We start from the raw sequence: 24,942 nt of genomic DNA, 5'->3' as shown, positions 1-24,942 counted from the left end.
ACACCTAGAAGGCTTATTTTTAGTAAAAGCTTGGCTGTCGTCTCCGACTACGAATTTCTTGTTTTGATGAACAGAGGAAAAAATGGACTCGCCAAGGACGTTTCGAAGAAACGGATTGGTGAGTTGGTTTTTTTCGTTTGGGGAATCTAAACAAGAAATATTCACTAAACTCATAGCGAAACACGATACATTTTAAATGTACAGAGTCAATCTTAAAATTGAATCGGATTTTGACAGACTTCAGATCGAATTTATTAAAACTACCGAATTGATCGTTTGAGTGTAGGTTTAAGGCGTTGTCAGGAGGGTATCAGCTCGATTGCGTAAATGACTTGTGAATAACCAAAAAGTAGCAGGGGTATACCAACATAACCAAGCTGACACCCTCTTATAAGTTCACATTCCTTTCCACATGCTGGTTGTTTGATGAAGTTGTGGAACGCAGAAGAATCCATAATAAACGCCGCCCCATTCCCTTTAAAATATAAAAAGTATTCTTGATATTTTAAACTTCCAAATAAATACTTACCGGTTTATGAATATTCTTAAATCAATTTTATCAATGATTCGTGATTATTTTTTAACTCCGGAATACACGCTTGAATCAAAACGTATAATAATAGATGATTCCGTTATCGATTCCGGCGAAGTTTACAGGATAATGGAGCCCGTTTTCTGGTATATTGATAAAATAAATACTGTTCAATTCGAGAAAGATGTTACATTCTTTTCTAAAGAGCAAATATTTATTTATTCAATTTGGATATACCATACAGCAACCTGCGTTTATGGGCATTACTTTTTCTTCTCCTCACCCCTTGGAGTTGTCTGGAAATATGCCTTAGAAGGATTCAATAAATTAGGTCTTACAAAGTATGAAAAAATTTTAGAAATGGCGATTTCCTACTTCAAACCATATCCGGCATCGGAAATTTCAGAGCGTACCGCCCAATTAGATAAAATTAAAATTGATTTTGATGATCTTGATAGTGCACTTTATTATGATAATAACGATTTTGAAATAGATGATGCGATATTTCAATTCATCCATACTCATCGAAAATCTTTTCACTTTGACGGGTATGTAATCGTACCAAAGGACTTTCAATTCTCCTTTAAAAACTAAGACCTATGTGTAACATGCTTCGAAACGCCGTTTGTCAGGTAATTCAAGAAAATGAAAGTTCGTCTTTTGTTTTTATTATCAACTTTTCAATGAATCATTGATCTGCTTTCTGCTACTGTTTTATCAATTTAGAATAAGATTTAAAAAAATTCTTATTCTATCGGTGGATTTTCCATACTATTTTTTTTAAAAATTTTCTAATCTTCTTACACCGAATTCACGTTAATTATAATATTATGACGCGCGCAATAGACACTCTAAGCAAACCTACGGTAATTTTCGAGACCAGAGACGGTATTCAATATGTTGGATGCACCTACAATTCAAACCCGGGCCTCATTGAACGCGCGCGGGAATTCGTTCAGCTACAGTATTCAAAGTTGGGATATGTCGGATATAACCCGGAATTTGACAGACAGTTTGACTTAAACGGATTTAGTCAGTATTATATCGCTCTAAACGAAAATGAAGAAATCATTGCGACCTCTCGAATCGTTTCCCGGGGTCCATTCGGCCTTCCGATCGAGTATTCCTACCGGAGCGATACAAAAAAACGGACGATAATCGAAGATGGAAATGTTGCAGAAATGAATTCATTTGCTGCAACCAAGATGAACGTGGGTTCAAAAGTTTTGTCTTTAAGTACCGATTTTCTACTAAATCAAGATTTTACATCCACATACGGATTATTCGATATAGATCGAAGCGCAATGGGAAAGCTCTACAACCGGATCGGAGCTATCGAATCACTTTTACATCCATATTTAATTTACTTTCTGGATTATGGAAAGTTGATTCAAGGGAACGTTAGTCCAACTTTATGGAAAGTACAAGTGTCAGACAAGGCGAAAATTATTGCAAAAAAATGTCATTCGTGACGTCATGCTTCCAAGGGATATATACTTTGGAAACGATTTCAGCCTTACTCTTAGCGTCAGCATGCAATCTTTGCCTAGGATTCTACGTTTTATTTGTCACACGACAACGAAAACGCTTCCTTGATTTCGGAACCCTTTGTATTCTTTTTGGAATATGGAGTGCTCTTTTTGCCGTGCCATTTTTCGAAGGAACAAAAACAACGTTCTGGACAAGAACGCTAACACTTCCCATGATCGCCGCCCCTTTGCTTCTAATTCGATTCATTCACTCTTATGTTTTTGACAAAGAGTTCCCAGTAGTCGGTAGCCTTTCAATATTAGTAGTTTATGTAATTCCGATTTATGTTTTTAGCTATTCGGATCTTTACATTATGAGTGCATGGATTCAAGATGCAAAACTGCATTTTACAGCCGGAATACTCTACGATTATTTCGTAATTGGCGGGATCCTGAGTATAATTTCTTCAATAATAGTTCTTGCTTTAGGATTCAAAAAAAGGCGAGGTCTCAACCGAGTTCGATGCGTCTATATCGCTACAGGAATACTACTTTGGTTAGTTTCTATAGGAACGTTTACATTGCTTCTTCGATTCCTTGGCCTACCAGAATACAATTTTGTGGCTCCTATCAGTTGTACATTAGCGACTGCAATTTGGTCGATCGGTATAATCAAAATCAATTTATTTGAACTTTCTGAAAGCGCGATCTTAGAAGAAGAAAATTCCATTGTCGCCAATGCAAATATTCTAATATTAAGAAAAGTTGACTCGGAGTCTTACAAAAAAGCATTGATAAGATGCAGAAAGAATACAATCGAAAGAATCATTCAAAATTTTACAGACCTTCAAATCAATTCGGAACTCAGCGTGGAAGAAATTTACTTTTACATGGCAAAAAACGAAAGAGCGATCATTCCTCTAAAATCTTATCCGCCAGAGCGTTCATAGCCTTCCGACCCGATTGATCCATTTTATAAAGTTTCCAAAATATTTCCAAAGCATCCGGGGAGTTTTTTAAAAATCGTATAAACACAGTTACTTCATCGACCAAGTTCTTTTTCTCTTCCCGCGAATTTCCCGATTCTAAACCAATCGGTTCTAACTCATAGTCCCGAACAAAAATAATAGGATCGACCTTTTCGTTTTTGTATAGATTTTCTACAAAAGTCAGCGTCGGAATGGTATGACCGCTCAAATAACGACTTACGGTCGGTTGTTTCACCTCTCCCGCTTTAGCAAGATCCTCCTGATTCCAAACACGCCTTTCCATAAGTTTTTTCAGAATATTTTTATAATTCATAAAAACACTATTCTGCATATTTTTTGCTTGAAATATACACTTGTGTATATAATCATTCTATAAATCTCTCTTCTCGATTTCAATTCATGATAACTAAATTATCAAAGTGGGAATTATGCAACCGAAAAGTAAGACTGAAATCGGGCAAAATCAAATCAATGAAATCCAAAACCGATCTCTTATGATTAAACTCACGCTTACATCACGGACTTTTTCAAAGTATATAAGTATTTCGGACAGAAATATTCTATTTTCAACAATCAAAAGGTCCCGCCCTTTCTCACTCAACAATACATAAAGTTTATCGGAACCCAAAGTATACAATTCAAATAGGTATAAATCATGTTAATCAATTATTTTAAAATACCGCCCTTAGACATCACCAAATCAGAGTTAGACGAATATGAAAAACACCTTGGGAAAAAGTTATATACCGAGGACAGAGAGGCAATCTTGAAATTCACGGGTTTTCGTAAGGTTTTAACGATTAGAAGAAAATTAAAGATTAAACCTGTAGAATATTTTCCCTCAAACGATTTGAAAAACTACGAGTAGAATCACTTTTTAGAATAAAATCATTTTGCGCCCGAGTCGTTTGCTATGAATACTGTCGGTTTTTATTACGGTTTGGTTCTTTATGGCAGCGGAGCGGTCTTAGTCTATTTTAATTTTATATTAGGAAATTTAGACAATCCCTGGGATTATTGTAAACGTCTTTTAGGGATTATTCCTGTCGTAATCCTATTCTCTTATCTGATTCCAAATAATTTTTTTATTTTCCTTGTAGACACTCTTGGTTTTGCGATTTCAATATTCGCCTCTATTTGGTCCATTAGAAATATTGTAATCACTCAGAAACGAAATTCTTACTTCAGCCTTCCTTTCATTTCCCTCTTAATTTCTATTTGTTTTGTTTTAGATTTTCTGGGTACGATTTCCGGTAACACAAATTTCTTTTTGCTTGCAGAACTGGCTTCCGGATCGGTGATTTGTTACACGGTTATTTTAGAACGTTTTTTTCCATTTTTGTTTTATAAAGCTACCGTTACAAATATAGACAATGAATTAGAACTAGAGAATATTACAATTCCAAAGACTCCATTGGAAAATAAATATCCGCCTAGAGATTTACTGGAAGGTATCGATTTAGAAAAAGTTGAAATTAAACTGAATTCTTTTTTAGAGTCGAAAGGTTTTAAAGACGAGGAACTCCGACTTCCTGACTTCGCTTCGGGTTTGGGTCTTTCCACTCATCAGGCTTCTCATTATTTGAACAAGTTTCTTAATATGAATTATTCTGATTTCTTAAATCATCACCGGATCTACGAAGTAATGAATATGATTCGCACCCGATCTAATTTCAATTTATTGAATATAGCGGTTGAGTGCGGCTTCAATTCCGCTTCTTCTTTTCACAGAGCTTGTGTTAAATTTACGGGGAAATCTCCCCGCAATCTTAAAAAATATATTCAATTTTCAGAATCTAATAAAAAAATAGATACTCAAAATACGAAAATTCAAACGCCTCATTCGAATTTTTAATTCCAATCCACTTTGCGAAGATTGTCAAGGAAGTAGGAGGATTTGAATAAAACGCTAAAGCTGAAAGTTAAATTCATTCGAAAATCATTGTATATTCGATTACATTAGTAAAAGGACCTAACGTTTGTTTTACGAGATTTCTCTCTTTGTTTTTGTTCTCGAAATCGTTCTGAATTTGTGTTTTCCTCCGTTATGTTAGTTTAGCCCTCTGCTATTTTTATTTTTGCGAGGCTCAGGTTTGTATTCGATTTTCTCTTAGAATTATTTACGTAGCCCATTCATACTTTTGAGGTATGCTATTGATCCCTTTAAACTTCTGTAATCTTCCCGAAAACGGAAGTTGAAAGGGATCAATAAAAACTGAAATTCAATTAGAATCGGCTAAGATTTGAGTTTATATTATACTGACTTATAATAGACCACTTCACTTTCTATCGAGAATGATGTTTTTTCTTTTTTTAAATTTGCTTCTCTAATCATCTTTTCCCAAACTTTGGATTCCTTGTTCCAATAATATCCGCTCTTTGAAGCAAGATCCTTATTATCGTAATCTACCAGAGCCTTGACTTTCAAAAGAGGAGTTCGGGCAACTCTAATCACATCATCTATATTATAATTACTCAATATTTTAAGCATTGTTAAAACATCGGGTAGTGCTCGATGACTTTGAAACGGAATATATCCATGTTCAAAGGACAAATAATCCAAGCGTCTAGTTTTTATTTTTTTTGGATAAATTATATCAAAGCCCGTATCTATCCATAACCAATTTGATAATGAAAAACGCATTGAACTTAATAGTCTTTCAAATACTATTCGATCAAATTCAATTCCAAAATGACTAACGATACTCGTAGCCTTGTTCGCCAGTTCATACAATTTCGTTATAACATTCTCTTCTGAAATTCCATACAAATATAAGTCCTTTTCTTCGATCCCTGTAATCTGTTTAACATCTTCATTCACAATAAAATGAGTTTCCTTCGGACATATTAAGCTCGAAAACATCGACAGCGGTTGTTTTGTTTCAGAATCCCAAAGAACTGCCCCGATCTCTAAAATTTCAGAATTTAAAGGATCGGTCCCATTTGTTTCGAAATCGATCGCAAGTATAATCATAGATTTAAATTAAAAATAATTCCAATCTGGAGGCAATTGTTTAAAATCAGATAACGTATTCTCGTTTCCTGTATAAAAAGGGTTCGGCACTTTATTTTCACCAATCCTAAACGGAACATCCCCTCTACCGACTTCCTGAACAAATTTTATTTTCTCCGGAAAAATTTTAAAAGTATGAAATTCTGGATTTGACAAACCTGCGTGTTCTATAACAGATCGGTTGTACTCTTTATAGAATGGGGCATAAGTAAAACTTTTGGAAAGGGCGCCATTGTTGCAAATAATAGCAATACAGTGAAGATCGCGAATACATGCATTTGCAAGTGCATCATAAGTACTATTATCATAATTCTGTGCGGGAATAATAATGGTTTGAACTTTCTTCTGAAGCTTCCAACGCAAGGTTAAAGAAAGAAAATCGGAACAAGTCAAAACACTAAAGTTAGACCAAAATTTAGTCTGAAATATATAAAGATTATGATTGGACTTATAATTTAAGTTTCCATTCCTCAATTCTTGCATTTCTTCTGCCATTGGAAAATTTTTCACTTGATTAAATAGTAAATGATTCTTTCCTAAAGGATTAAGATATTTAATCACCGGAATTGAAATTATCGTAATATTTTGTGCATTAATTCCATCATTGTAATATTCCATTCCGGCAATGAATACAATATCATGCTTTGCCAGCTTATTTAAAAAATATTCAAGATATTTAGTTGGCATTGTCATTTCAGGAATAATTAGAAGGGAAGATTTTCTGGAAATCGCTTCCTCTATAGCCGCATCAATTTTGATTCGTAACAGCTTTCGAACCTTATCACTTTTAAAATCCATTGTATTTTCGTTTAATGTTTCTTTTAAAATATATGATATAGGCGCAATAGTAACTTTTAAGTCTTTTCGCAAATTAGAATAAAGCGGGTCTAATTTCTCAAAGTTGACTCTTGAAATTGAAAATAAACTCTCGCTTCCTTCTTCTTCTATTTCTTTTATAAACCTTTCAATATCTATTAGTTGTTTTTCTAAATCATTCAATCTTATTCTTTCGTTTCTGTAAGTGCCGACCTGTAATTTATAAGCAGCTTCTAACAAATGTATAGACCGATCTCCGACGATTTGAAATGAAATGATTGAAGAGCGCCACGGGACCCATTGCTCACCTTCTATCGGAGATAAAATATGAGTTAGAAATGAATAGACTTCACTAATCCTTGAACAAGTAAATATGTAAGAAATTGCAAAGAATAAAGAACCAAGTTCTGTGCGAGTATGTATTTCGTTCCAAAAACTGCCTTTATTTCGTTGAGCAAAGATAGATTTTAAGATTTCTAATTGTCTTTTCAATCGTTCTAACTCAGAAAGGGAATTTACTTCTCTAAAATACTTACTATATTCAATTAATTTAAAGATCAATCTTATAGATTTCGAATTTTGCTTATTCTTTAATACCCCTCCTAACCGCTCCAGGATGACATCAACTTGATTTTCACTGCATTGATTAATAAGAATGCTCAAAGAATGAGATAGAAATATTTCCAATGAATCATCCCTGCGCTTGCTAAACTCAGATACTACATTCAAATATTCTCTCGCTAACTGTTCTTTTGCTAAAGCTTTTGAAAATATTTTAAAATATGCAACACACAAAATGGCCCTTCTACCTTTGGACAAAAATTCTTTTTTAGAAATATCCTTCAACTTCTTTGAATTACTATATCTCGTAAGAATTATATATTCGTAATTCTTCCCGATATTCCCGATAACCGAATTCGAAAAAGTATTCTTTCCAATAAACTTTTTTGTATTTATTCCTTTTTTATTTCCCAAAAGTATAATTTCCAACCTAATTAATTCCAGATAATCCGAAACGCCGGAAGCATCATCATCTTTACTTTTTATTTTTATGCTTTTATAATATTTCTTTAAAACTTCCAGATCGCCATCCGTTTCATATATAAACCTAGCCAAACTCACGAAGAAAGCCGCCCATTCATTAATGGGGTGATTCTGACGAGAATATAAAATTTTAAATATGGACTCTATACACTTGTAAACTTCGCTTTTAATTTCTCCTTCCTTAGCCCCAATAAATTTAATACCATTTTCTTCTCTTTCAACAATTGCAGTTAATGTAATAAACACCCTATGTATATACTTTCCTTCAGTGCTTTGGATCTTTATTCTCATGTTTTCTAATAGTTCTTTAATGTTTTGCTTTCTTATGTCATCTCCTTTCGATAGAGTCCTCCGAGCGGCAGTTAAGCCTATACTGAATTGATTCCTTTCATTCAAAACCAAATCCGGGTCGTGCGGAACCATTAAATCATTGATCTCAAATCCAAATTCAACCTCTGCTGGAACACTAAGCTTCATATCATGAAAATTTCTTTTAAGCTTAGAAACTGAGAATTCATCTATTACGAATGATTTACATTTATTTGGATTCTCGGTTAAGTTATGAAATGAAATGAAATTTTCAAATTGCTTATACAAAATCTCATTGCTAATTGCCATAACCTCATTCGCAATTTCTTTGGATTTTGGTAATTGACTTTTACGCAATGGAACTAAAATCAAGAAATCATCGACATAACTGAACGCATTTATTCCAAATTTTCCGTCAATAGTTCGGAGCAAGGGATTGCTTTTCATTTTTTTATTAAGTTGCGTGTTTAACTTTTTGTTTAAATCCAGCAAGATAATATTTGCAATAAAACCACTTAAAACCCATCCAATCGGGAGTCCTTCATATGAATGAGTTTCTTCTAATTTTTTTATCCATTTAACTAAATTTGAATCACGAAGAGCATACGAATTATTAAAATACTCAATCAAAAATTTCAAATTTAGTTTATGGTAAAATGCCTGTAGGTCCGTCTGAATAATTAATAATTTCCTTTTAGAATCTTGTAAATAGTCGTTACACTTGGTCGTGACCGTGGCATTAAATAAGTTATATTCTTTGCTATAATCAACCTGCAAAGGCATACCCAAATTCCTTTCATGGGATGAAATGGAAAAATCTTCTAAATATTCTGAATAATAACGCACTCTAAAATTCGGCTTATTCCCGAAACACTTTCTATTTTTCGTATATTCCGGAACTTTTACTTCCTCATCTTCATCTAAATTTTTTTTTTCGAAATCTTCACCAAATAGATCGCCTAACTCTTCTCCAGAAAATTTCTTTTGCATAAGACAAATATCATCCCAGCATTCAATTAATGAAAGAACTTGAAAACTGATTTTAGGATACTCAAAATAAAGCTGCCTTTTTACCGAATCAATCTCAGATTCCTTTCTTGGGAGACGAAATGCAATATCGGTCTCTGAATTTTTCAATTTTTGAATAAACTCAGTTAGAGAATCAGAATGCATCAATAGAAAATAAAATTCAGAAAGAATAAACTCAGTTTGAAAGTATTTAAAACAGGTGTCTTTTTTGAAAAAATGAGATATTTTTTTATAGATCCAAAACTTTTGGTAGTTTGTAAATTTCTTGTTCACAATCAGAGATCTCTCCACTATTAGCTTTTTAGTTTTCAAACAGAAAACTACCTTCTTTTATATCCAATAATATTTTAATTAGAATATTCAACTTCAAAGATTTTATTTTTTCATTGTATCTGTACTTTTATATCGTTCGGCGCAGTTGTCGTTGATTCCGAAAAATACTGAACGAGTATCACGAGCGGCCCCGACTCAGTTGAAGAGCTCCAAGACACTTGATTTTGATTTGGAGCGTTTTGGTTAAAACTTATTGCCTTATACGTTGTCGGATAACATGCGTCTGTGCCTGTTACGATAATCGTTTGTAAATTCCCTAGGTTTGTTGTATTCGAAGTAAATACGATTTGCTGGTTTTGTGTATAAGAACCGATTTTTATCACCGCAAGGGAATTCGTCGCTTTAAAATTAAACGGCAACGTTCGTAGCGTTGCGTCCGCCGTTGTAGGATTCTTACACACTGGACTTGATTCTATAGATAGAGTGATATCCGTCGGGGCCGTATTACTGGCACCGTAAGAAGTGGCTAAAGCCATCAAGTTTCCTGACAAAGGCAAAGAATATGTTGTCGTTTTGTTTACTCTCGCTGAAAGGTAAGAAAAGGAGGTTATATTTTTACTATAATCTTGAGGGACGTCGCACGGACTATTCGCGTTATAGAAAAGGATTGAGTATTGCGCCGGTATTGATTCTTTCATATCCAATTGAATTCGTCTTCCGAATTCGAAATTGTTCAGATAACCTAAACTCCCCATATATTGCGTAACGGTCTTTTTATACGGGCTAAACTTTAAGGGTATGTTTTCCCCGCTTAGTTGCGGCGTTGCACAATTCGCCGCTAATTGGGTCGTTACCAGTAGAGTTAATAAACTTTCGTTTGAGTTTTCTGTTTGTTTACAGTTTACAAAGATTTGTATATGAATCCCTAATATTAATAGTTTCGTTACAATTCCTAAATATTGTTTTTTCATCTTACAGTTCATCCTTCGTTGTGTTAGTTCCGTGCTCTTAAATCCGAAGCTTGCCATTGTTCGAAGTGACTCTTGTGAAGCCGTTTTTCTCACTGTCCGGATTTCCGGATCAACCTTTTGTGCTTTCACAGAGAAGCTGCACCGCTCTTCGCTTCAATCTGCAAAGCACCATTTCAATCTTTGCGTATATTCTCACTTTTGCATTTAGTTCATGGTGCATTGCAGTATTTTCGCTACGATCGACTCACGCAGTTGTAAATCAAAGACTTTGCCGTTGTTCGAAGTGAATGTTCTTGTTCAAAATAAATTCTCCGTTATGTTAGTTTGGCTCTCTGATATTTTAATTTTTGGAACCGTCAGGGAATAATCGACCTATAAACTCTTTTTCTCCTTGATTGATAATATATCAAACAACCATCCTCATTTTGTAGCTTTACGACACATAAATCCCTGCAATCGTTGCGACGCGTATCTCTTGCAACAAATAGATCCGAATATTCCTCATCACAACGTTTCAAACATACTTCCAATCTTATATTACAAGCTTTAATTTTTTCAATTTCAGATCTTGTTATAGAAGACTTATCATGTTTAATAATTTTCGCAGGCTTCTCTTGTTGAATCGAGCAAAAGAAAACATAAGAAATCATTTGCAATACCCAAACTAATGATCTCTCATTTAACTTATTCAGAAAATTATTTATTTGCAATTGTGTGCATCAAGCAACCGAAGCAAACATACGTTTATATAAAAATCAGCATCAACCTTGTTGTTACTACTATTATTATATACTGGAAGACAAAGCGAAAGAATAGTGGAATTAACCAGTTCACTACAGTCTTTTTGAATTCCAAGATCCTCGCCTCGACAATCAATGCAGCAGATTAGAAAAATCAAAATAATAATTCTTTTCATATAAACCTCTAATCGTAAATATTATTCCGAATTTTGCGTTGCAACACAAGTTGTTAATATAATAAATATTGTTTTAAATAATTCGGCTTCCTTTTCTCCTCGATTTATAGAACCGTCTCCATTCGGCCTACCCTCTTCTCCGGCAGAAGCCGCTCCCAAGAAAAATCCAGTAGATAATGATTGCTGAGATTTGCAATTTATACTATTATTTTCAAATGGCTTACTTATATCTCCTAAACTAAGCGTTATGCCGCCCTTAAAAGGATTTTCCCAATCTGTATAATGCCTTTCATACTTTTGATATATCATTTCATTTAAGATTTCAAGACTCTGACAAGTAGCAGCACCAAATTGATCCTTACATTGTTGCGAAGAAGTAAACGATGTTACTGCCATATGAATACCGAAATTCGCTGTGTTTTGAACATGGGATTTACCTGAATATTCCACCCACCATCGTCCAATTCTCCTTTGGCTAAAAATCGTATTCCCTACATCCCAATAAAAACGCCCTTTAGAAAGGAATGTTGCCTTTCCAATCCCCTTCATCGCTCCACCCGTACTCAACTTCTTGTCCAAACCATTCGAACCAAAATCTTTCCCCATCGCATGACCGATAATCCGGTTCACCATGTGCATGAGTCCCGAACCGCTCACATGACCACTCGGATCTCTGTAACTCACAGGATTCCCGTCCACATACATGTAACGGTTCATACCATTCACGTTAGTCGGCATTACAACCGAGTCCGCTTGTAAGAATCTACCAAGGATCGGTTCGTAATATCTCGCCTTGTAATAATAAAGTCCGGTATCTTTGTCTTCAATCTGGCCCGTAAACTTGTAACGGAAGATATCAGGACCATAGGAATCGTTTCTAATAATCGATCCGTACGGTTCATACGAAACATAACTTGTCCCTGGCTCCGGACCCGAGGCGGGATTCCCCGCACCGTCCGTGATCATCTGAATTGATCCTAAGTGATCCGGATGAAAGAAATACATTCCGGTTACTGGAAATCCTCCGACGCTTCCGCCGCCTGTCATCCCTACTCCCGGATTTTGGATGTTTGGTGTTCCCGGTGCTACGTTTGCCCCCATTGCCAAGATCCAAGGCGGATCTCCGTCCTTCCCGCCGGTTCCCGGTAACACGCCGCATCCGGGCAAAGATGTTACAACAAACATCGCAAGGATCAAGACAGGTGTTCCGACGCCGCGCCAACTCAGTCTTTGTAGTAGTTCATTCCCCTTTAGAAAATAAGGATAAACTAAATAACAAAGTCCTAATAAAAGCAAGAAATAAAAGGCGTTGTAAGTGCTTGTCGAAACTCCATTTTGAAAAAACTTGAAAATAAAACCATTCCGAATTCGATTCTTGTAATACGTCCCGCAATCGATCGCCACGTCCTTACAAAACGGTTTTGTGGTAGTTCCCACAAATCTTCCGACAACCGATCCGATCGAATTTTCACTTGCAATTTCTTCTGTTCTCGGACCCGTATCCGCAATCCGTAAAGTCGCGTCGTCCCTCGTCCATTGCGCCACCAAATCCCCTTGCAAGCCTCTCACATACAATGTATGTCTTTCCGCAACGCCCGGAGTTCTTACAATTTCGTAATTTTCTTCTAACGTATATGTGGAAATCAAAGATATATCCGAGACGGTTTTCACTCGGTTTCCTTGAAAATCGTATGTGTTTCGAATCGAACTACTCGTTGCATACGGAGTCAACTCGATGAGTTTGCCGTAGGAATCGTAGCGTAACGTGTCGCCGTTTCTCGAAACCATGTTCCCGCTTGCGTCGTATCCGTAGCTTAGAGTTCCCGTATTTGCGCTCGTGGCAGTTGTCACCGCGTTTGCGTGGCTTCCATCCGTGTAACCTAATGTGTAGGCGCCTTTTTGCAGCAAATTACCGTTAGGCGAATATGAATAGTCCTGGGTTCCGTATTTCCCTGTCGCTTGTGTCACTCTACCCAAGCTGTCCAACGTAAAGTTTTGAGTTCGATTCGGATTCAACTTGTCTTCAATTTTTGTTATATTCCCTTTGGAATCATACGTAAGTTCCGTGTTGCCGATTACACTTCCATCCGGTTTTTTGGAAACCACGCTCAACGGCTTTTTGTCCAGCGGTTCAAACCCAATCTCCATCGTTACTCCGTTTCCGGTCACTCGCCTCACGCTTGGAACTCCGTTGGCATTGAGGTAAGGCCCTTGGTAGCTTACAACCGTGTGGCCCGTGCTCGTTCCATCCGCGCTGTCCATCGTAATACTTGACAACGTTCCGTTAGGCGAATAAAAGTTGTGAAGTTTCGTTCCGTCCGGCAACGTTTCCGTGATCGGACGGCCTAAAGAATCATAATCCCGTTTAAAAATAGCAGTGATATCGTCCACGTATCTCGTTTTTTGGATCGTTTCCCCTCGTTGATTGTAGAAAAGCTTTGTAATTCCCGATCCGTCCGCTATCTGCGTTACGCGCCCTTTCGAATACGGAACGCTCGCGTCGTCATACGTGTATGAAACCGGAGCTTCGGGTCCGTTCGTGTTTTGTGCGAGAATCCTTCCTAAAATGTCGTAGCTAAAACTAATCGTCTTGCCTCTTGCGTCGGTTTGAGAGGACAACTGACCCAAGGAGTTGTAAGAATAATTGATCGTACCCGAGTTCGGATCTTGTGTGCTCGTCCTTCTTCCTTTGGAGTCATAGACAAAACTGGTCGTAAGTCCGCCCACGTCCGTAACCGAAGAAATACCACCAAACGGGGAATAGGTGTAGGAAAGTGTCCTTCCGTTTTCGGTTTTACTCATCGTTTGTCCGAGTTCGTTTTTGGTCACAACTTCGGTTTTGCTTTGGCCGTCCGGATAGGTAGTCGTTTTTGTTTCGGTAAATGCCGTTCTGGTTACGTTAGTCGTAATCACGCCACCGCCAGGACTCGGTTCCGTGATCGATGTTAGCTCCCCGTCCGGATCATTGTATTGATACGTCGTATATTGTGGGGCAATACTGGTATAGTATTCGTTGGATGTTCGAATGAGTTGACCCTTTGTATAGTCATAAAAACTTTCTTCGATCGTATTGATTCCGGCAAGCGCGGTATTTCCTTCCGTGCGAATCGTATTTCCCAAAGGATCTGTAAAAACCCGAGTTGTGCTCGTGTTCCCACTCACGTTGTCCCGGATCGTTTTCGTGACAAACTCGTTGTTATTCAAATTCGATAAATCGTATTCGCCCGTGTTTGTGTAGGTGTACGTTTCGTTCGGGCTACCCTCTCCCGGATACGTTACGCTCGTTTTCCTTCCGTAACCGTCATAGCCGGTTAAGGTGATCGCTCCGTTTGCGTCGGTCGTAGATGTTTCAAGTCCAGTTGCAAGATCGTACGCGGTAGTCGTAACATGTCCCAGCGCGTTTGTTTTGGTAACTGGAAAAAGATTTAAACCCGCGTCATACGAAATCAAAGAAACGCCTCCCGAAGGTTCTGTCACCGAGATCACATTCCCCAAAGAATCATAACCGAACGTAGTCGTTAGCGGAGACGCACTCGCAGGAAACTGTGTCTGAGAAGTGAGATTGTCTCCCGTGTATCCAAGAGAAACGTCTTCCACCCAAGTTCCGTCTACGTTTTTTCTCGACCGCAAAACCCTTCCCATTCTCCAACCGGCCACGTCATTGGAAACCTGAGTTGTATTTGTAATCGTATGGGAACCCAAACTCTCTATTTCACTCGTAACAAATCCGTAAGCGTCATATGTATAATTTTTAATCGATGTTTCGGTTAACGTTCCGTTGCTGTAATCATTCGTAGTCACAGTTCCCGGAACCGCCATTTCGGTTCCAAAAGAATTCGGAAAACTAAAACCGGAATTCGCAGTCGATCCGGTTAGGTTATTGGACGCGTTGTAACTTCTCGTAGATTGTGGAGTTCCCGCCAAACGATAGTCGTTTTGAAAAAAGTCCGTGATAGAATAAAAACCTGTGTTTATATCCGTTTCCCTTACGGAGGCAAATCCCAAACTCCTCGATACATTACGAGTTCCTAAATATTGCCTTGCGTTTGTATATCGATACGTGGTCGTTTTAGAAATCCCCGCGCTTAATCCTTGAGTGGTCTGAGTCGCGAGATATCCCGGTGACAGGTTCGGCATGTCCGGATAGTTTCCGGAACCCACGTTAACCGCTCCCGCGTGTGTGTTCTTAAGCGCATATTGAACGCTCGAACTCTGACCCGCTCCGTTGGACGTGGATAACAACATGTCTTCCCCGGAGTTCCGAGCCGCGTTATAACGATAATAAATTTTTCCCACGTTTTTGTCCGAGGAAAGAAACGCGATGCTTACGTCCGATATCCCGTCCAGGTTGATATCCTGTAGAGAAATTTGATACAAATCCGATCTTTCGATCCCGTTGGAATCCGTATATTCCTGAGTGGAAAATCCTCCGAACGAATAACCCCCGCTCAAAGTAAAACTTCCGTCGCCTCTCGAAAGATACGTTTCAATTACATGACTTTCTCTATTCAATAAAACTAAATCGGAAAGCCCGTCTCCGTTCACTTCGCCGAAATTAAACTGAACTAAGTTTTTGCCGTTCCCTGCGTTTAAGCCCGTATACACCGGAGGAGCAAATCCGTTGCCCATAAACAGAGAAACGGAGACCTGAGTTCCGATAAAGGAAACAAAATCCAAGGCCCCGTCTCTATTGATATCGGCTAACGTGCTTTTGTCAGGATCGATAGAGTTAGAAATCGGAAAGGTTCGAACTTGAGAAGTTCCGTTACTTGTATTAAACGTCCTCACTTGAAGTGCGTAAGTGGCTTGTCCCATCGTTCCCTGTGCATAGATCGCGCCGATTTGTATGTTGATCGCCTGACTCTGTTGCCCCACAAAGTTCATCTTTGCGCTTACGATATTGTCGAGGACTGTCTGTAAACTTGCGACTTGTGCGGGATCATAGGCATAGTCTTTTCCGTCCGTTTCCAAAGAATCAGACACCATGTCGTATCCGTTCAAAGTCAGATAATCTAATAAGTTTTGAAATTCGGTATCGTTAATTGTAGCGTGGGTCGTAGGCGTAGGCAACTGATCAGCAACCGCTTTTACCCTCGCGTGGTCCACTTGATACTGTGCCATGAGGGTGTCTAACGCCGCTTTTTGAGCCTGTAACGCCGTCAACGTGGAGTTGTCATACGTCGCGAGGAGCTGCACGTAATCCGCTTTTCCGTCTCCCGTAAAATCAATCATGGAATTGATATAAAAGTCGGAACCTCCTCCGATTACAATCGGATTGTCAAAGTAGGTTTTCCGGTTGATATAGATCGAAAAACTTCCGCCGTTCGAATGTACAAAATCCGTCAGGTCGTCCCCGTTCATATCCGCAAAAAAATCGGCAACGGATCGGTTACTCGCCAGTGGAGTAGTATTACTCGGAGAATACTGAAATCTGTATTCATACGGACTGAATGTTTTCATGTCTCGATTGGCCCCAACCAGGCTTACGTTTCCAAAAGCTACCGGAGAACTAAAGTTTCCTCCCGTAGAATAAACCCCCCAAAGTGTTCCGCCGTCTTCGTACACAAAATCGGTTTTACCGTCCCCGTTTAAGTCCACGGGTTGATAAAATGTATTGTAGTGAATTGGAATATTAGGACCGTTGAATGTGACCGGTCCTTGTCCGATCCTTTGGATATGTCCCACCAAATGAATCGATCCGTTTGTTTCGTTCCCGTTTAAGGTCGCAAAGTCCGTAATTCCGTCTCCGTTTAAATCCATCGGCAACCACGCCGTCAACGCCGAATCCACTCCGTTGTCGCAGGCTCCCGGCCCGCCCCAACTTAAAAAACTGAGACAATTCCCGGCCAGATAATCGAAAAAACCCATATTCCCACCCCAACACACCGGAAGAGCCGCACACAAACAAGACGCAAATCCCAAATTACAAGCGTTTCGATCCGGCACGGGAACCTTTACTACATACTGCAAGGACGCATCCACGTTCGAGTCCAGCGCGGAAGGATGATACGGCAACCCTCCGTTAAAATATACATTCAAGATATCTAATGCAATATTCGGCATAAAGACGGCCATCGATATCGTATTATTCAAGGTTTGGTAGTCTATATTACCGGGGGAAAAATTCCCCGAATGATTCGTATATGTAAAATTCAGATCCGCAAAATTCTCACTCCCGAACGTGTTACTTCCCGATCGTTTGATCTTTTGTAAAACCGACCTTCCGGTTACAGGCCCGGTTGTATAATCCAGGTCGTAAGTCCGAAACGTATTTCCTCCGACAAGGATATCGATCGTATTCAGTCTTCTTTGAAGTCTTTCCAAAGTGCCTAAAGAATAATTCGGAATTTTGTCGTTTCGATTTTCGTAGTTAAACCGGATCGTTCTGTCGTTGTATGTGATCGTGGAAGGATAATAGTCCCCGTTGGTAACGTCGATCAATGTGTAACTAACATCATATCCGTTCCCGAAAGAATCTTCTTCCCGACTCAAAGCCCATTCCCGGATCGATCCTGCGGTTCTGCCGAGCGCGGGAATTCTGGAATCGATACTACTTCCGAAGATATGTCTTCTTCCATCCTTGTCGGTTGCGATCCAAGTACAAGGACCGTCCCCACAAGTTCCTTGCGGTTCAAATTTTATATAGGATTCTTTTTTGGAATGATAGATCGTTTTGTTCCCGCTTATGTCTACCAGCTCCCCCGCCAAACTCGAAATATACGAATCACTTCCGTTGTAACCGATTCCGTTCGACGGATTTCTGAAAATAGTCGGAATTCCGTTTAAGCTCCATCCCATTCCCACAACTCCGTTTCCTCCGTTTGAGTTGTACGAAAGGGAAAGCTCCGGGATCACTCCTTTCGTGCCGGGTGGAACTTCGATTTCTACTTGAGTTGATGCCGACCCGTCGGGACCGGCTTGTATTACCGGAAGTTTTTGAGGAATTCCGCCCGCAATTGCAGACGCCGCCGCGTTGAATATATTAGAAATTCCGTTTAAAAGAGAAAAGTTAAGTATGAAAAGAATGGAAACCCCTAATAAAATAATGCCGATAGATCGTGATTTCATTTGAAAAACCTCTGTTCTAAATTCTCTTGTTCTAAAGCTTGCACTATCCCATAAATCAAGTTCACCTAACAGAAATACAACGTGTTTTTGTGATATTTTTGCCACCTTAACACAAACAAGTTATTTCTAGGAATGATTTTTTAACTTTTAGAACTAGTTTTGTATCTTTGAATTATAATTTTCGCATACCGCAAGCGACCGGTCATTTTCAAGTACGTTTAACAAATTATAAAGTGATTTAATTCCATTTTGCTCATTTTCCTTAAAACATCATCGATTATAATCGATAATGTTTTAGAATGTTATACATCTAAACTTAATTTAATATTCTATTTACAAGAAAAACATAGTTTAGACTTCTGGATCTAAACTTCCGAAAGGTGTTTATACAATGAAATTCAAAACGAAATATTATATTCCAATTCTTTCATGTATTTTGCACCTTTCCCCCGCCCTATTCGCCTCCGAACTTCTTTTAAAATCGGGAGAAGCGTATTTGATCGAAGAAATCAACGAAAGCGCGGATGTGGTCAATGTTCGTTGGAAAGGAAGGCAATATAGAATCCCAAAGTCTGAGATTCAAAGGATCGATTATCAAAAAAAAGGCCCTGAGTCTTCTTACAATTATTCCGAATTCCGTTTAACGGACGGTAGTTCCATCCGAGGCATTATCGTGGAAAAGAAAAAAGATCGGCTCGTCTTTCGAACCGAACTAGGGTTTGTGGAAATCGAAAAAACTAAAATTCAAAATCTAAACGCAAGTTCTTTAGAGTCCGAAAGTGAAAGTCCCGAGTTACCTGACAAATATCTCTCCGGACGTTCGGGTGAAAACCTACTCTATGTCGGTGGAAGTTTACTCTTTCAGGCAAATCACGGATCTTGGCACAAAAACAACCCCGGCACCGCCGGCGTAGGGTTTTTTATCGAAAAAGGATTTATCAATCATCCTCTCTGGTTTTTCGGATTTCTTTCCGAGTATTCCGTCGCACCCGGCGCGTTAGGTTCCATTTCTCTTTGGAATCAATCTATGTATTTCGGAAAACAATTCGGTTCTTCCGCCCCCTACTTCCTGTTAGGTGGAGGTGTGACGTCGGTTCAATGGAAAAACGATTCTCGTTCTTATAACGGAACCGATCCCGAACTTTTAGGGGAATTCGGTTGGGCTTTTGAGTTTAACAACGGATCTCGTTTGCGGCTCGGTATCCGGTCACAATGCACTTTTGAAACCGGGGACTCACTTTGTAGGTCCGGGCTTCGTATCTCCTGGGGGATTTTGTTATGATTTTATTTTTCAAAAAAAGAAAGACGATCCGGATACTTTCCATGTTTAACACGTTCCTAAATCGTTCGGAGACTTTAGCTCTTATATACGAACCTTTGCAGATGATTTTTTTAAATTCGAAAATCTTTTCTTTCGTTATACCGGCGTTCTTATTAAAAATCGGGAATGGTTTTAAAATCACCCGTTTCGTTTTTCTTTTCACTCTAATCTTACAACTTGCAAACTGTTTAAATTCCCCGCTTTCGCACATCCACAACGCACAAAACGAAAAAGTTAACCTTGCTTTTGTGACTCAAATCGGTCCTCGCTCCGCTACGATTTTCTGGGAATGTTCTACGTCCCTTCCGGGTTCTGTTTTGTACGGCAAAGGTGCGATCGAATCGGTTGTGACTAGTTTAGAAAATTCTAAACTGCACTCGATGACTCTCCCTAATTTGGATCCAAACACCGATTATCTCGCGTATGTTTTTTGTTCCAATAGCACAGACAAACTACAAGGGGTTCCTTTAACTTTCAAAACTTGGACGAGTGATTTTCCAAATCGAACTCGGGGTCTTTGGGTTGTAGGTGGGATCGGTGCGGACTCATCCCCCGTTCGGGAAATTGATTTTTTTGATCCTGTAACGTCTACCTGGTATCCGGCGGCAACTTCGATTCCTACTCCTCGCGCTTTTGCTAATATTGTTTCTCACAAAAACAAAATCTATGTCATCGGCGGTCTCGAAAAACAAGGGATCAATTACGTAGCTTCTAAAAAAACCGAGGTGTATGACCCGTATACAAATCAGTGGACTACCCTGTCCGATATGCCCGTTGCCAATCAAGGCGGCGTCATCGCATCCGTGGGAGAAGAAATTTTTATCATAGCGGGAACCACTACAGCCGACATGACGACCGGGACGATCCTAAACACGGTCTCCCGTTTTGTTCCCGGAGTCGGTCCGACCGGTTTTTGGCAAAGTTATACGTCTCTCACTGCAATTTATTCTAGGGTGGACATGTCCGGTTGTGGTCTCAATGGAAATATCTTTTTTACAGGCGGGAGATTTACAAACGACGGAACCTCTCAAGCCACATCCGATGCTTACTCTCCTTCGATCAATTCCACTTCGAGCGCGGGGGAACCTTCGATTACAATCGCAAGGCACGGGGCCGGTGCGGCTTGTGTAAAACCTTTGAACTCTGATCCCTACCCTACCGATCCCGAATGGATTGCGGTCCTTGGAGGTTCAACCGGAGTGAGTACGTTACAACCGATCACGTCAATCACAACCACCAACCGAACCGACTTTTTTCAAAACGGCACACTTGCCTTTGCGATTGGTCCGATCTTACCCGTTTCCGTTTATTTTCCCGGAGTGGAAGCTTCCTACGAAACACGGAAACTTTTTGTTTTTGGAGGAGCTTCCGCACTCAACATTCCCACAGATTCCGTTTATTCGATCGGTCTTCAAAATCCGATCGCAAGCACCTGGTCTCTGGATTCTCAAAAGATGCCACGCGCTCGTTACGCTCACAAAGTAATCCGAATCGACAGGTAGGTTTCAAGTAGCGAGGTTTTAGTTAGTTAGGGGGTTAGGCTTTTTTGAAAATCCAAGTAGTTTATGAGGTTGGTTCTATTAAAAAAATGAAAGTGTTTCGTTCCATAGGCAACATTCTTCGGTTTTCTTTGGGATTGATTTTAATCCCCGTTTTTCTTTTTACTTTCTCTTCCCAAGCTTTTCCGCAAGACTCCGGCTATTTTGGAAGTCATGAGGACGGCAAAAAACTTTTAGAAGAAAAAAAATATTCAGAGGCCGAAAAGTTGGCCCTGTCCTTACTCACAAACAACCCTTCCGATCCGAACGCGGAATATCTTCTTTCATCCGCTTGGGTCGGCCTCGGACGAGAAGAAGCGAACAAGGGGAACTTGGATAAAGCTATATCTCTTCTTCAAAAGGCCCGTCAAAAATGGCCTTTTGATCAGGAGCTTAAAAAGGAAATCGAACTCCTAGGCAATATTTCTTCTAGAAAAAATATTCAATCTAATTCTTCCCAAAATCGTAAATCCGCCGGCTCCCAAACGGTCGTTCTTTTGGATTCCGAACTTTTTCGTTCGATTGAGGATATTAAGGAAGAGTTAAATACTATTCTATTACAAACGAAATCCTTTCGTGAAGGGAACGAGCCATTTTCTTCGAAGGAAACATTTTATCAAATATCGATTGTAGTTTTAGCTTTCTTCTCTGTTTTGAATTTTATTTTTACATTCTTACTTTGGAGAAAAAAATGAATTCTAAATTTTTCAATATTCCAAAATATGCAGTAACAACTCTATTATTCATTTACTTGCTGTTATCTCATCTTACATTCGCTCAAAACAATAGCTGGCCTAAAAAACAAGACGAGATTCGAAAAGTTTTAATGAAAGCCGGAAGATGGGAAAGTTCCAACGGTGTTTTCATTGAATTTTTTAACGGCGGAAAAGTCGATTTCCACGAAGAATCGGAACCAGTTATACATGGTGTAGGAACTTATACAGTTGATGATAAGTTTATCACAATTAATTTAGAAAATGCAGAGGATGAACGCCTAAAAGGACAAATCCATAAATGTTCCTACGGCTTTAAAGAACACAATTATCTCCCCAAACAATTTATACGCTGTTCCATTGAAGATATTGATTCAAGTAACTATGAAGCTTATAATCAACAATCCAGAAATCCCAAAGGTATACATTTCGAATTAGATCAAATAAAAATGATAACGACCGGATTAGAGAAAGTTACTGTCAATTTTGATTCTTATTTTAGAAAAGCGCCAAATACAAAAGGGGAAATCATTCCATTTAACCAATTATCTTCGGAAGAATGTATGGAAGATATTCTATCAGACAAGGGCAGATCTGGAATTAAACAACAAGTTAGACTACCGAAAGGTTATAAAGTGGAGGCCATAGCCAAAACAGTGGAAACATATCAAATCGAAAAGTGGAATAACCATTGGTACTATGTATCAACTTCAGTTGGCTGCTACGGAGATATTAACACAACTTACGGTTGGATATTTGGTCAATTTCTGGATTTCGATAAAAAATAAAAATCTGAAGAATTATGAGTTATCCGCATAGAATAATAACTTCCGAATATACAAAATGGCTGTCAGACGAAAAGGGATTCATATAAACTACGGGCATAAAATTTGCGATTATTGATCTTTTATTTCTCAAACATGATTTACAGTTTGTTAATCTTTGGTTGCGCCTATAAATCGGAAACTAAACTAGAAAGAATTACGCACGAGAATTCTCCAACTAACTCATTACAAGGTCAATACATTGTAGATCTTAAAACATGTGCATTGGCCTTAGATTCTTGCCTAAATAAATGCAATAAAGATTACCCTTATGCTTATTTAGAGAATTCCAATCGAGATAATTGTAGAGATAGCTGCACAGATCGCGTTAAGAATTCGGATAGCTGCTACATGTATTATCGTTCTTCCAGAAACAATGTTTTTCGAGCATCTACAACAAAGTGAGGTCGTCTTGGCTTATAAATTTCAATTTGAACAAACGGAATTGTGCATAAAGGCTAAAACGAAAGTTTATTCATATTCGTCTATTTTTCTCGTTATATTAATATCGTCTTGTCGCTTTGAATATAGAATCGAACCGAAAAAGATCGATGGGGAAAAGATATCTAATACGATAAGCTCAAAACAAAACAGCGAAAAGCAGCATATATGTTACCAAGAATTAAATTCGGCGTTATCAGCAATCTTGTGTAAATGACTTGTAATAATTTCTGCCTCGGGTTTACTCCAAACCATTTAAATAGGCTTCAATGATCTTATTTTTTCTATCCATTAAGGATATATTATTCTTTTTTAACCAATAGTACAGCTTTACGGTTTCGGTTTGACTAAGATTTAAAAGATAAAGATTCACGCTACTATTACATTTAAGAATTTTTTTATCAGTATTGAATCCAATATTTTTTATCAATATTTTTCTTATCACTTTCAGCAAACCAAGATTCCCAGCTATATTACATTGCAATAAGCTACCTCTCTTATGTTTTTTATGAAGATATACACAACCATCACCACTAATTACACCTGCAATAAAACCAGGATAATATTTTTCAGGCAGTTTTTTTGGGAAACTAACCGTGTAGGTTTTCTTTGGAACAACACCATAATTTGACAGATCAAGTTGCATTTGATAAGAATACACTTCTAGACCGACCTGCCTTCCGGCTTTTATTATAGAAGTCTTACCAGTAATTTTATTTTTCAAGAGTTGGGGTGGGCTTTTTTTAAAATATTTAATTGGGCTATCCGTCTCTAATTCTCTCTTGAAGTCTTCTAAAACGTCTACGTCCTCAATCTTAATTTTCAATCCTATTTTATTTGATTTATATACTTTATCCTTATTTCGAATAATTCCATTAACCCAACCATCGGTTATCAACCACCCCAAATAATAAGCCTTCTTTTGTGAATCTATTAAACTAAAATAAGTATCATTTACATTATAAAATCTTCTATAGAGATTATTTTCAATTTTGGATTTCGGTTTAATTTTGAGAGATAGCTCTCTCATTTTATTAAAAATTCCTCCGATCGGTCTTCCAAAGATTTGACTAAGCTCTTTACCTGACTTTCCTTCTCTAACTAATTTTTTAAGTAATTTTAATTCATTAGGTTTCCAGAAATTTTCTCTTTGATGCAAGGTCCAAGCATTGACATCTTTTCTTTTTTTTCCTAAAAACAACAGTCTTCCTCCAACTGCGCTTGGTGTACGATTTAGAATAGTAGAAATTTCTTGATTAGTTAACTTCTTATAGAAATATTTCAGTAGTCTTGATTCTTCATGCTTAGTCCACAAGACGCGTCGATTACCTAATTCAAGCTCATCAATCTTATGTTGAATTGAAAATGTAGACCTTGATAGTTTCTCGGCAATTCGTCTTATTACATCACCGGCGCCATAGAATTTCCGAAGATTTTTTAATTCGCTCATACTCCATTTACCTCTATGTCCGGGAAATGCTGATCTTGTCATAACTTTTATTGTTCTTTCGGCTATTGAATACATAACGTTAGCTTGATCCACTTTAAGTAAAATCGAATTTGCAGTTTAAATGCCTCTTTATTATCTATTTTCCTTTTATATCGACGACCATCTTCTCCTTCGCTAAACAGAGGTGATTACGTGAACGATGTCATTAATACGAGACTATTCATAG

General features: G+C 38.2%; 15 protein-coding genes. 9 read left to right on the top strand and 6 right to left on the bottom strand.

What is annotated here, in order from left to right; genetic code table 11:
• Window positions 1–535: 535 nt before the first annotated feature.
• The 3 genes from LEP1GSC060_RS15035 to LEP1GSC060_RS15025 all read left to right on the top strand — a co-directional run bounded on the left by LEP1GSC060_RS15035 (window position 536) and on the right by LEP1GSC060_RS15025 (window position 2,951).
• Window positions 536–1,126: a DMP19 family protein gene (locus LEP1GSC060_RS15035; RefSeq protein ID WP_003006569.1), complete on the top strand. Its 591-nt coding sequence runs from the start codon at window positions 536–538 to the stop codon at window positions 1,124–1,126.
• Window positions 1,127–1,362: 236 nt separating this feature from the next.
• Window positions 1,363–2,004: an LBL_2463 family protein gene (locus LEP1GSC060_RS15030; RefSeq protein WP_003006234.1), complete on the top strand. Its 642-nt coding sequence runs from the start codon at window positions 1,363–1,365 to the stop codon at window positions 2,002–2,004.
• On the top strand, window positions 1,992–2,951 hold the full coding sequence (locus LEP1GSC060_RS15025) for a histidine kinase N-terminal 7TM domain-containing protein (protein WP_003006498.1): 960 nt from the start codon (window positions 1,992–1,994) through the stop codon (window positions 2,949–2,951). Before LEP1GSC060_RS15030 ends, LEP1GSC060_RS15025 begins: the two co-directional genes overlap by 13 nt.
• On the opposite strand, the gene LEP1GSC060_RS15020 is transcribed toward LEP1GSC060_RS15025, so the two are convergent.
• Entirely contained in the window at window positions 2,914–3,303 is a 390-nt protein-coding gene (locus LEP1GSC060_RS15020; protein ID WP_003006671.1) for a helix-turn-helix domain-containing protein, read from the bottom strand. The two genes, LEP1GSC060_RS15025 and LEP1GSC060_RS15020, sit on opposite strands and share 38 nt — an antisense overlap.
• Window positions 3,304–3,645: 342 nt before the next feature.
• On the opposite strand from LEP1GSC060_RS15020, the gene LEP1GSC060_RS20650 reads away from it, so the two are divergent.
• Together LEP1GSC060_RS20650 and LEP1GSC060_RS15010 are read left to right on the top strand one after the other, a co-directional pair.
• On the top strand, window positions 3,646–3,858 hold the full coding sequence (locus LEP1GSC060_RS20650) for an LIMLP_19325 family protein (protein WP_003006694.1): 213 nt from the start codon (window positions 3,646–3,648) through the stop codon (window positions 3,856–3,858).
• A 45-nt stretch (window positions 3,859–3,903) separates the two neighbouring features.
• Window positions 3,904–4,845: a helix-turn-helix domain-containing protein gene (locus LEP1GSC060_RS15010; protein WP_003005849.1), complete on the top strand. Its 942-nt coding sequence runs from the start codon at window positions 3,904–3,906 to the stop codon at window positions 4,843–4,845.
• 399 nt (window positions 4,846–5,244) lie between these two features.
• Here LEP1GSC060_RS15010 and LEP1GSC060_RS15005 read toward each other — a convergent pair whose 3' ends face one another.
• The 4 genes from LEP1GSC060_RS15005 to LEP1GSC060_RS14990 all read right to left on the bottom strand — a co-directional run bounded on the left by LEP1GSC060_RS15005 (window position 5,245) and on the right by LEP1GSC060_RS14990 (window position 18,429).
• Complete coding sequence (locus tag LEP1GSC060_RS15005) at window positions 5,245–5,964, bottom strand: 3'-5' exonuclease (RefSeq protein ID WP_003006032.1); 720 nt, start codon at window positions 5,962–5,964, stop codon at window positions 5,245–5,247.
• A 9-nt stretch (window positions 5,965–5,973) separates the two neighbouring features.
• Window positions 5,974–9,474 carry a reverse transcriptase domain-containing protein gene (locus LEP1GSC060_RS15000; RefSeq protein ID WP_036096679.1) on the bottom strand — a complete coding sequence of 1,167 codons (3,501 nt, stop codon included), beginning with the start codon at window positions 9,472–9,474 and terminating at the stop codon, window positions 5,974–5,976.
• Window positions 9,475–9,584: 110 nt separating this feature from the next.
• Complete coding sequence (locus tag LEP1GSC060_RS14995) at window positions 9,585–10,457, bottom strand: hypothetical protein (RefSeq protein WP_051061449.1); 873 nt, start codon at window positions 10,455–10,457, stop codon at window positions 9,585–9,587.
• Between the two features lie 925 nt (window positions 10,458–11,382).
• On the bottom strand, window positions 11,383–18,429 hold the full coding sequence (locus LEP1GSC060_RS14990; RefSeq protein WP_003006217.1) for an RHS repeat-associated core domain-containing protein: 7,047 nt from the start codon (window positions 18,427–18,429) through the stop codon (window positions 11,383–11,385).
• 391 nt (window positions 18,430–18,820) lie between these two features.
• Here LEP1GSC060_RS14990 and LEP1GSC060_RS14985 point away from each other — a divergent pair, with 391 nt between their 5' ends.
• From LEP1GSC060_RS14985 to LEP1GSC060_RS14970, 4 genes are all read left to right on the top strand, one after another.
• The gene (locus tag LEP1GSC060_RS14985) at window positions 18,821–19,711 is read left to right on the top strand and encodes an LA_3334 family protein (protein WP_003006295.1); all 891 of its coding nucleotides are present in this window, start codon (window positions 18,821–18,823) and stop codon (window positions 19,709–19,711) included.
• A 101-nt stretch (window positions 19,712–19,812) separates the two neighbouring features.
• Window positions 19,813–21,252, top strand: a complete 1,440-nt coding sequence (locus tag LEP1GSC060_RS14980; protein WP_338041975.1) for a Kelch repeat-containing protein — start codon at window positions 19,813–19,815, stop codon at window positions 21,250–21,252.
• 86 nt (window positions 21,253–21,338) lie between these two features.
• Window positions 21,339–21,983, top strand: a complete 645-nt coding sequence (locus LEP1GSC060_RS14975) for a tetratricopeptide repeat protein (RefSeq protein ID WP_003006608.1) — start codon at window positions 21,339–21,341, stop codon at window positions 21,981–21,983.
• Window positions 21,980–22,789 carry a hypothetical protein gene (locus LEP1GSC060_RS14970; RefSeq protein WP_003006321.1) on the top strand — a complete coding sequence of 270 codons (810 nt, stop codon included), beginning with the start codon at window positions 21,980–21,982 and terminating at the stop codon, window positions 22,787–22,789. The genes LEP1GSC060_RS14975 and LEP1GSC060_RS14970 overlap by 4 nt, the downstream gene beginning before the upstream one ends.
• Before the next feature lie 718 nt (window positions 22,790–23,507).
• On the opposite strand, the gene LEP1GSC060_RS14960 is transcribed toward LEP1GSC060_RS14970, so the two are convergent.
• On the bottom strand, window positions 23,508–24,758 hold the full coding sequence (locus LEP1GSC060_RS14960; RefSeq protein WP_036096581.1) for a DNA-binding protein: 1,251 nt from the start codon (window positions 24,756–24,758) through the stop codon (window positions 23,508–23,510).
• Between the last annotated feature and the right edge of the window lie 184 nt (window positions 24,759–24,942).

Source organism: Leptospira weilii serovar Ranarum str. ICFT (assembly GCF_000332415.1).
GTDB classification, from domain to species: Bacteria; Spirochaetota; Leptospiria; order Leptospirales; family Leptospiraceae; genus Leptospira; species Leptospira weilii_A.
The sequence above is the reverse complement of the archived record's forward strand: the minus strand, read 5'-3'. Positions and strand labels throughout refer to the sequence as shown.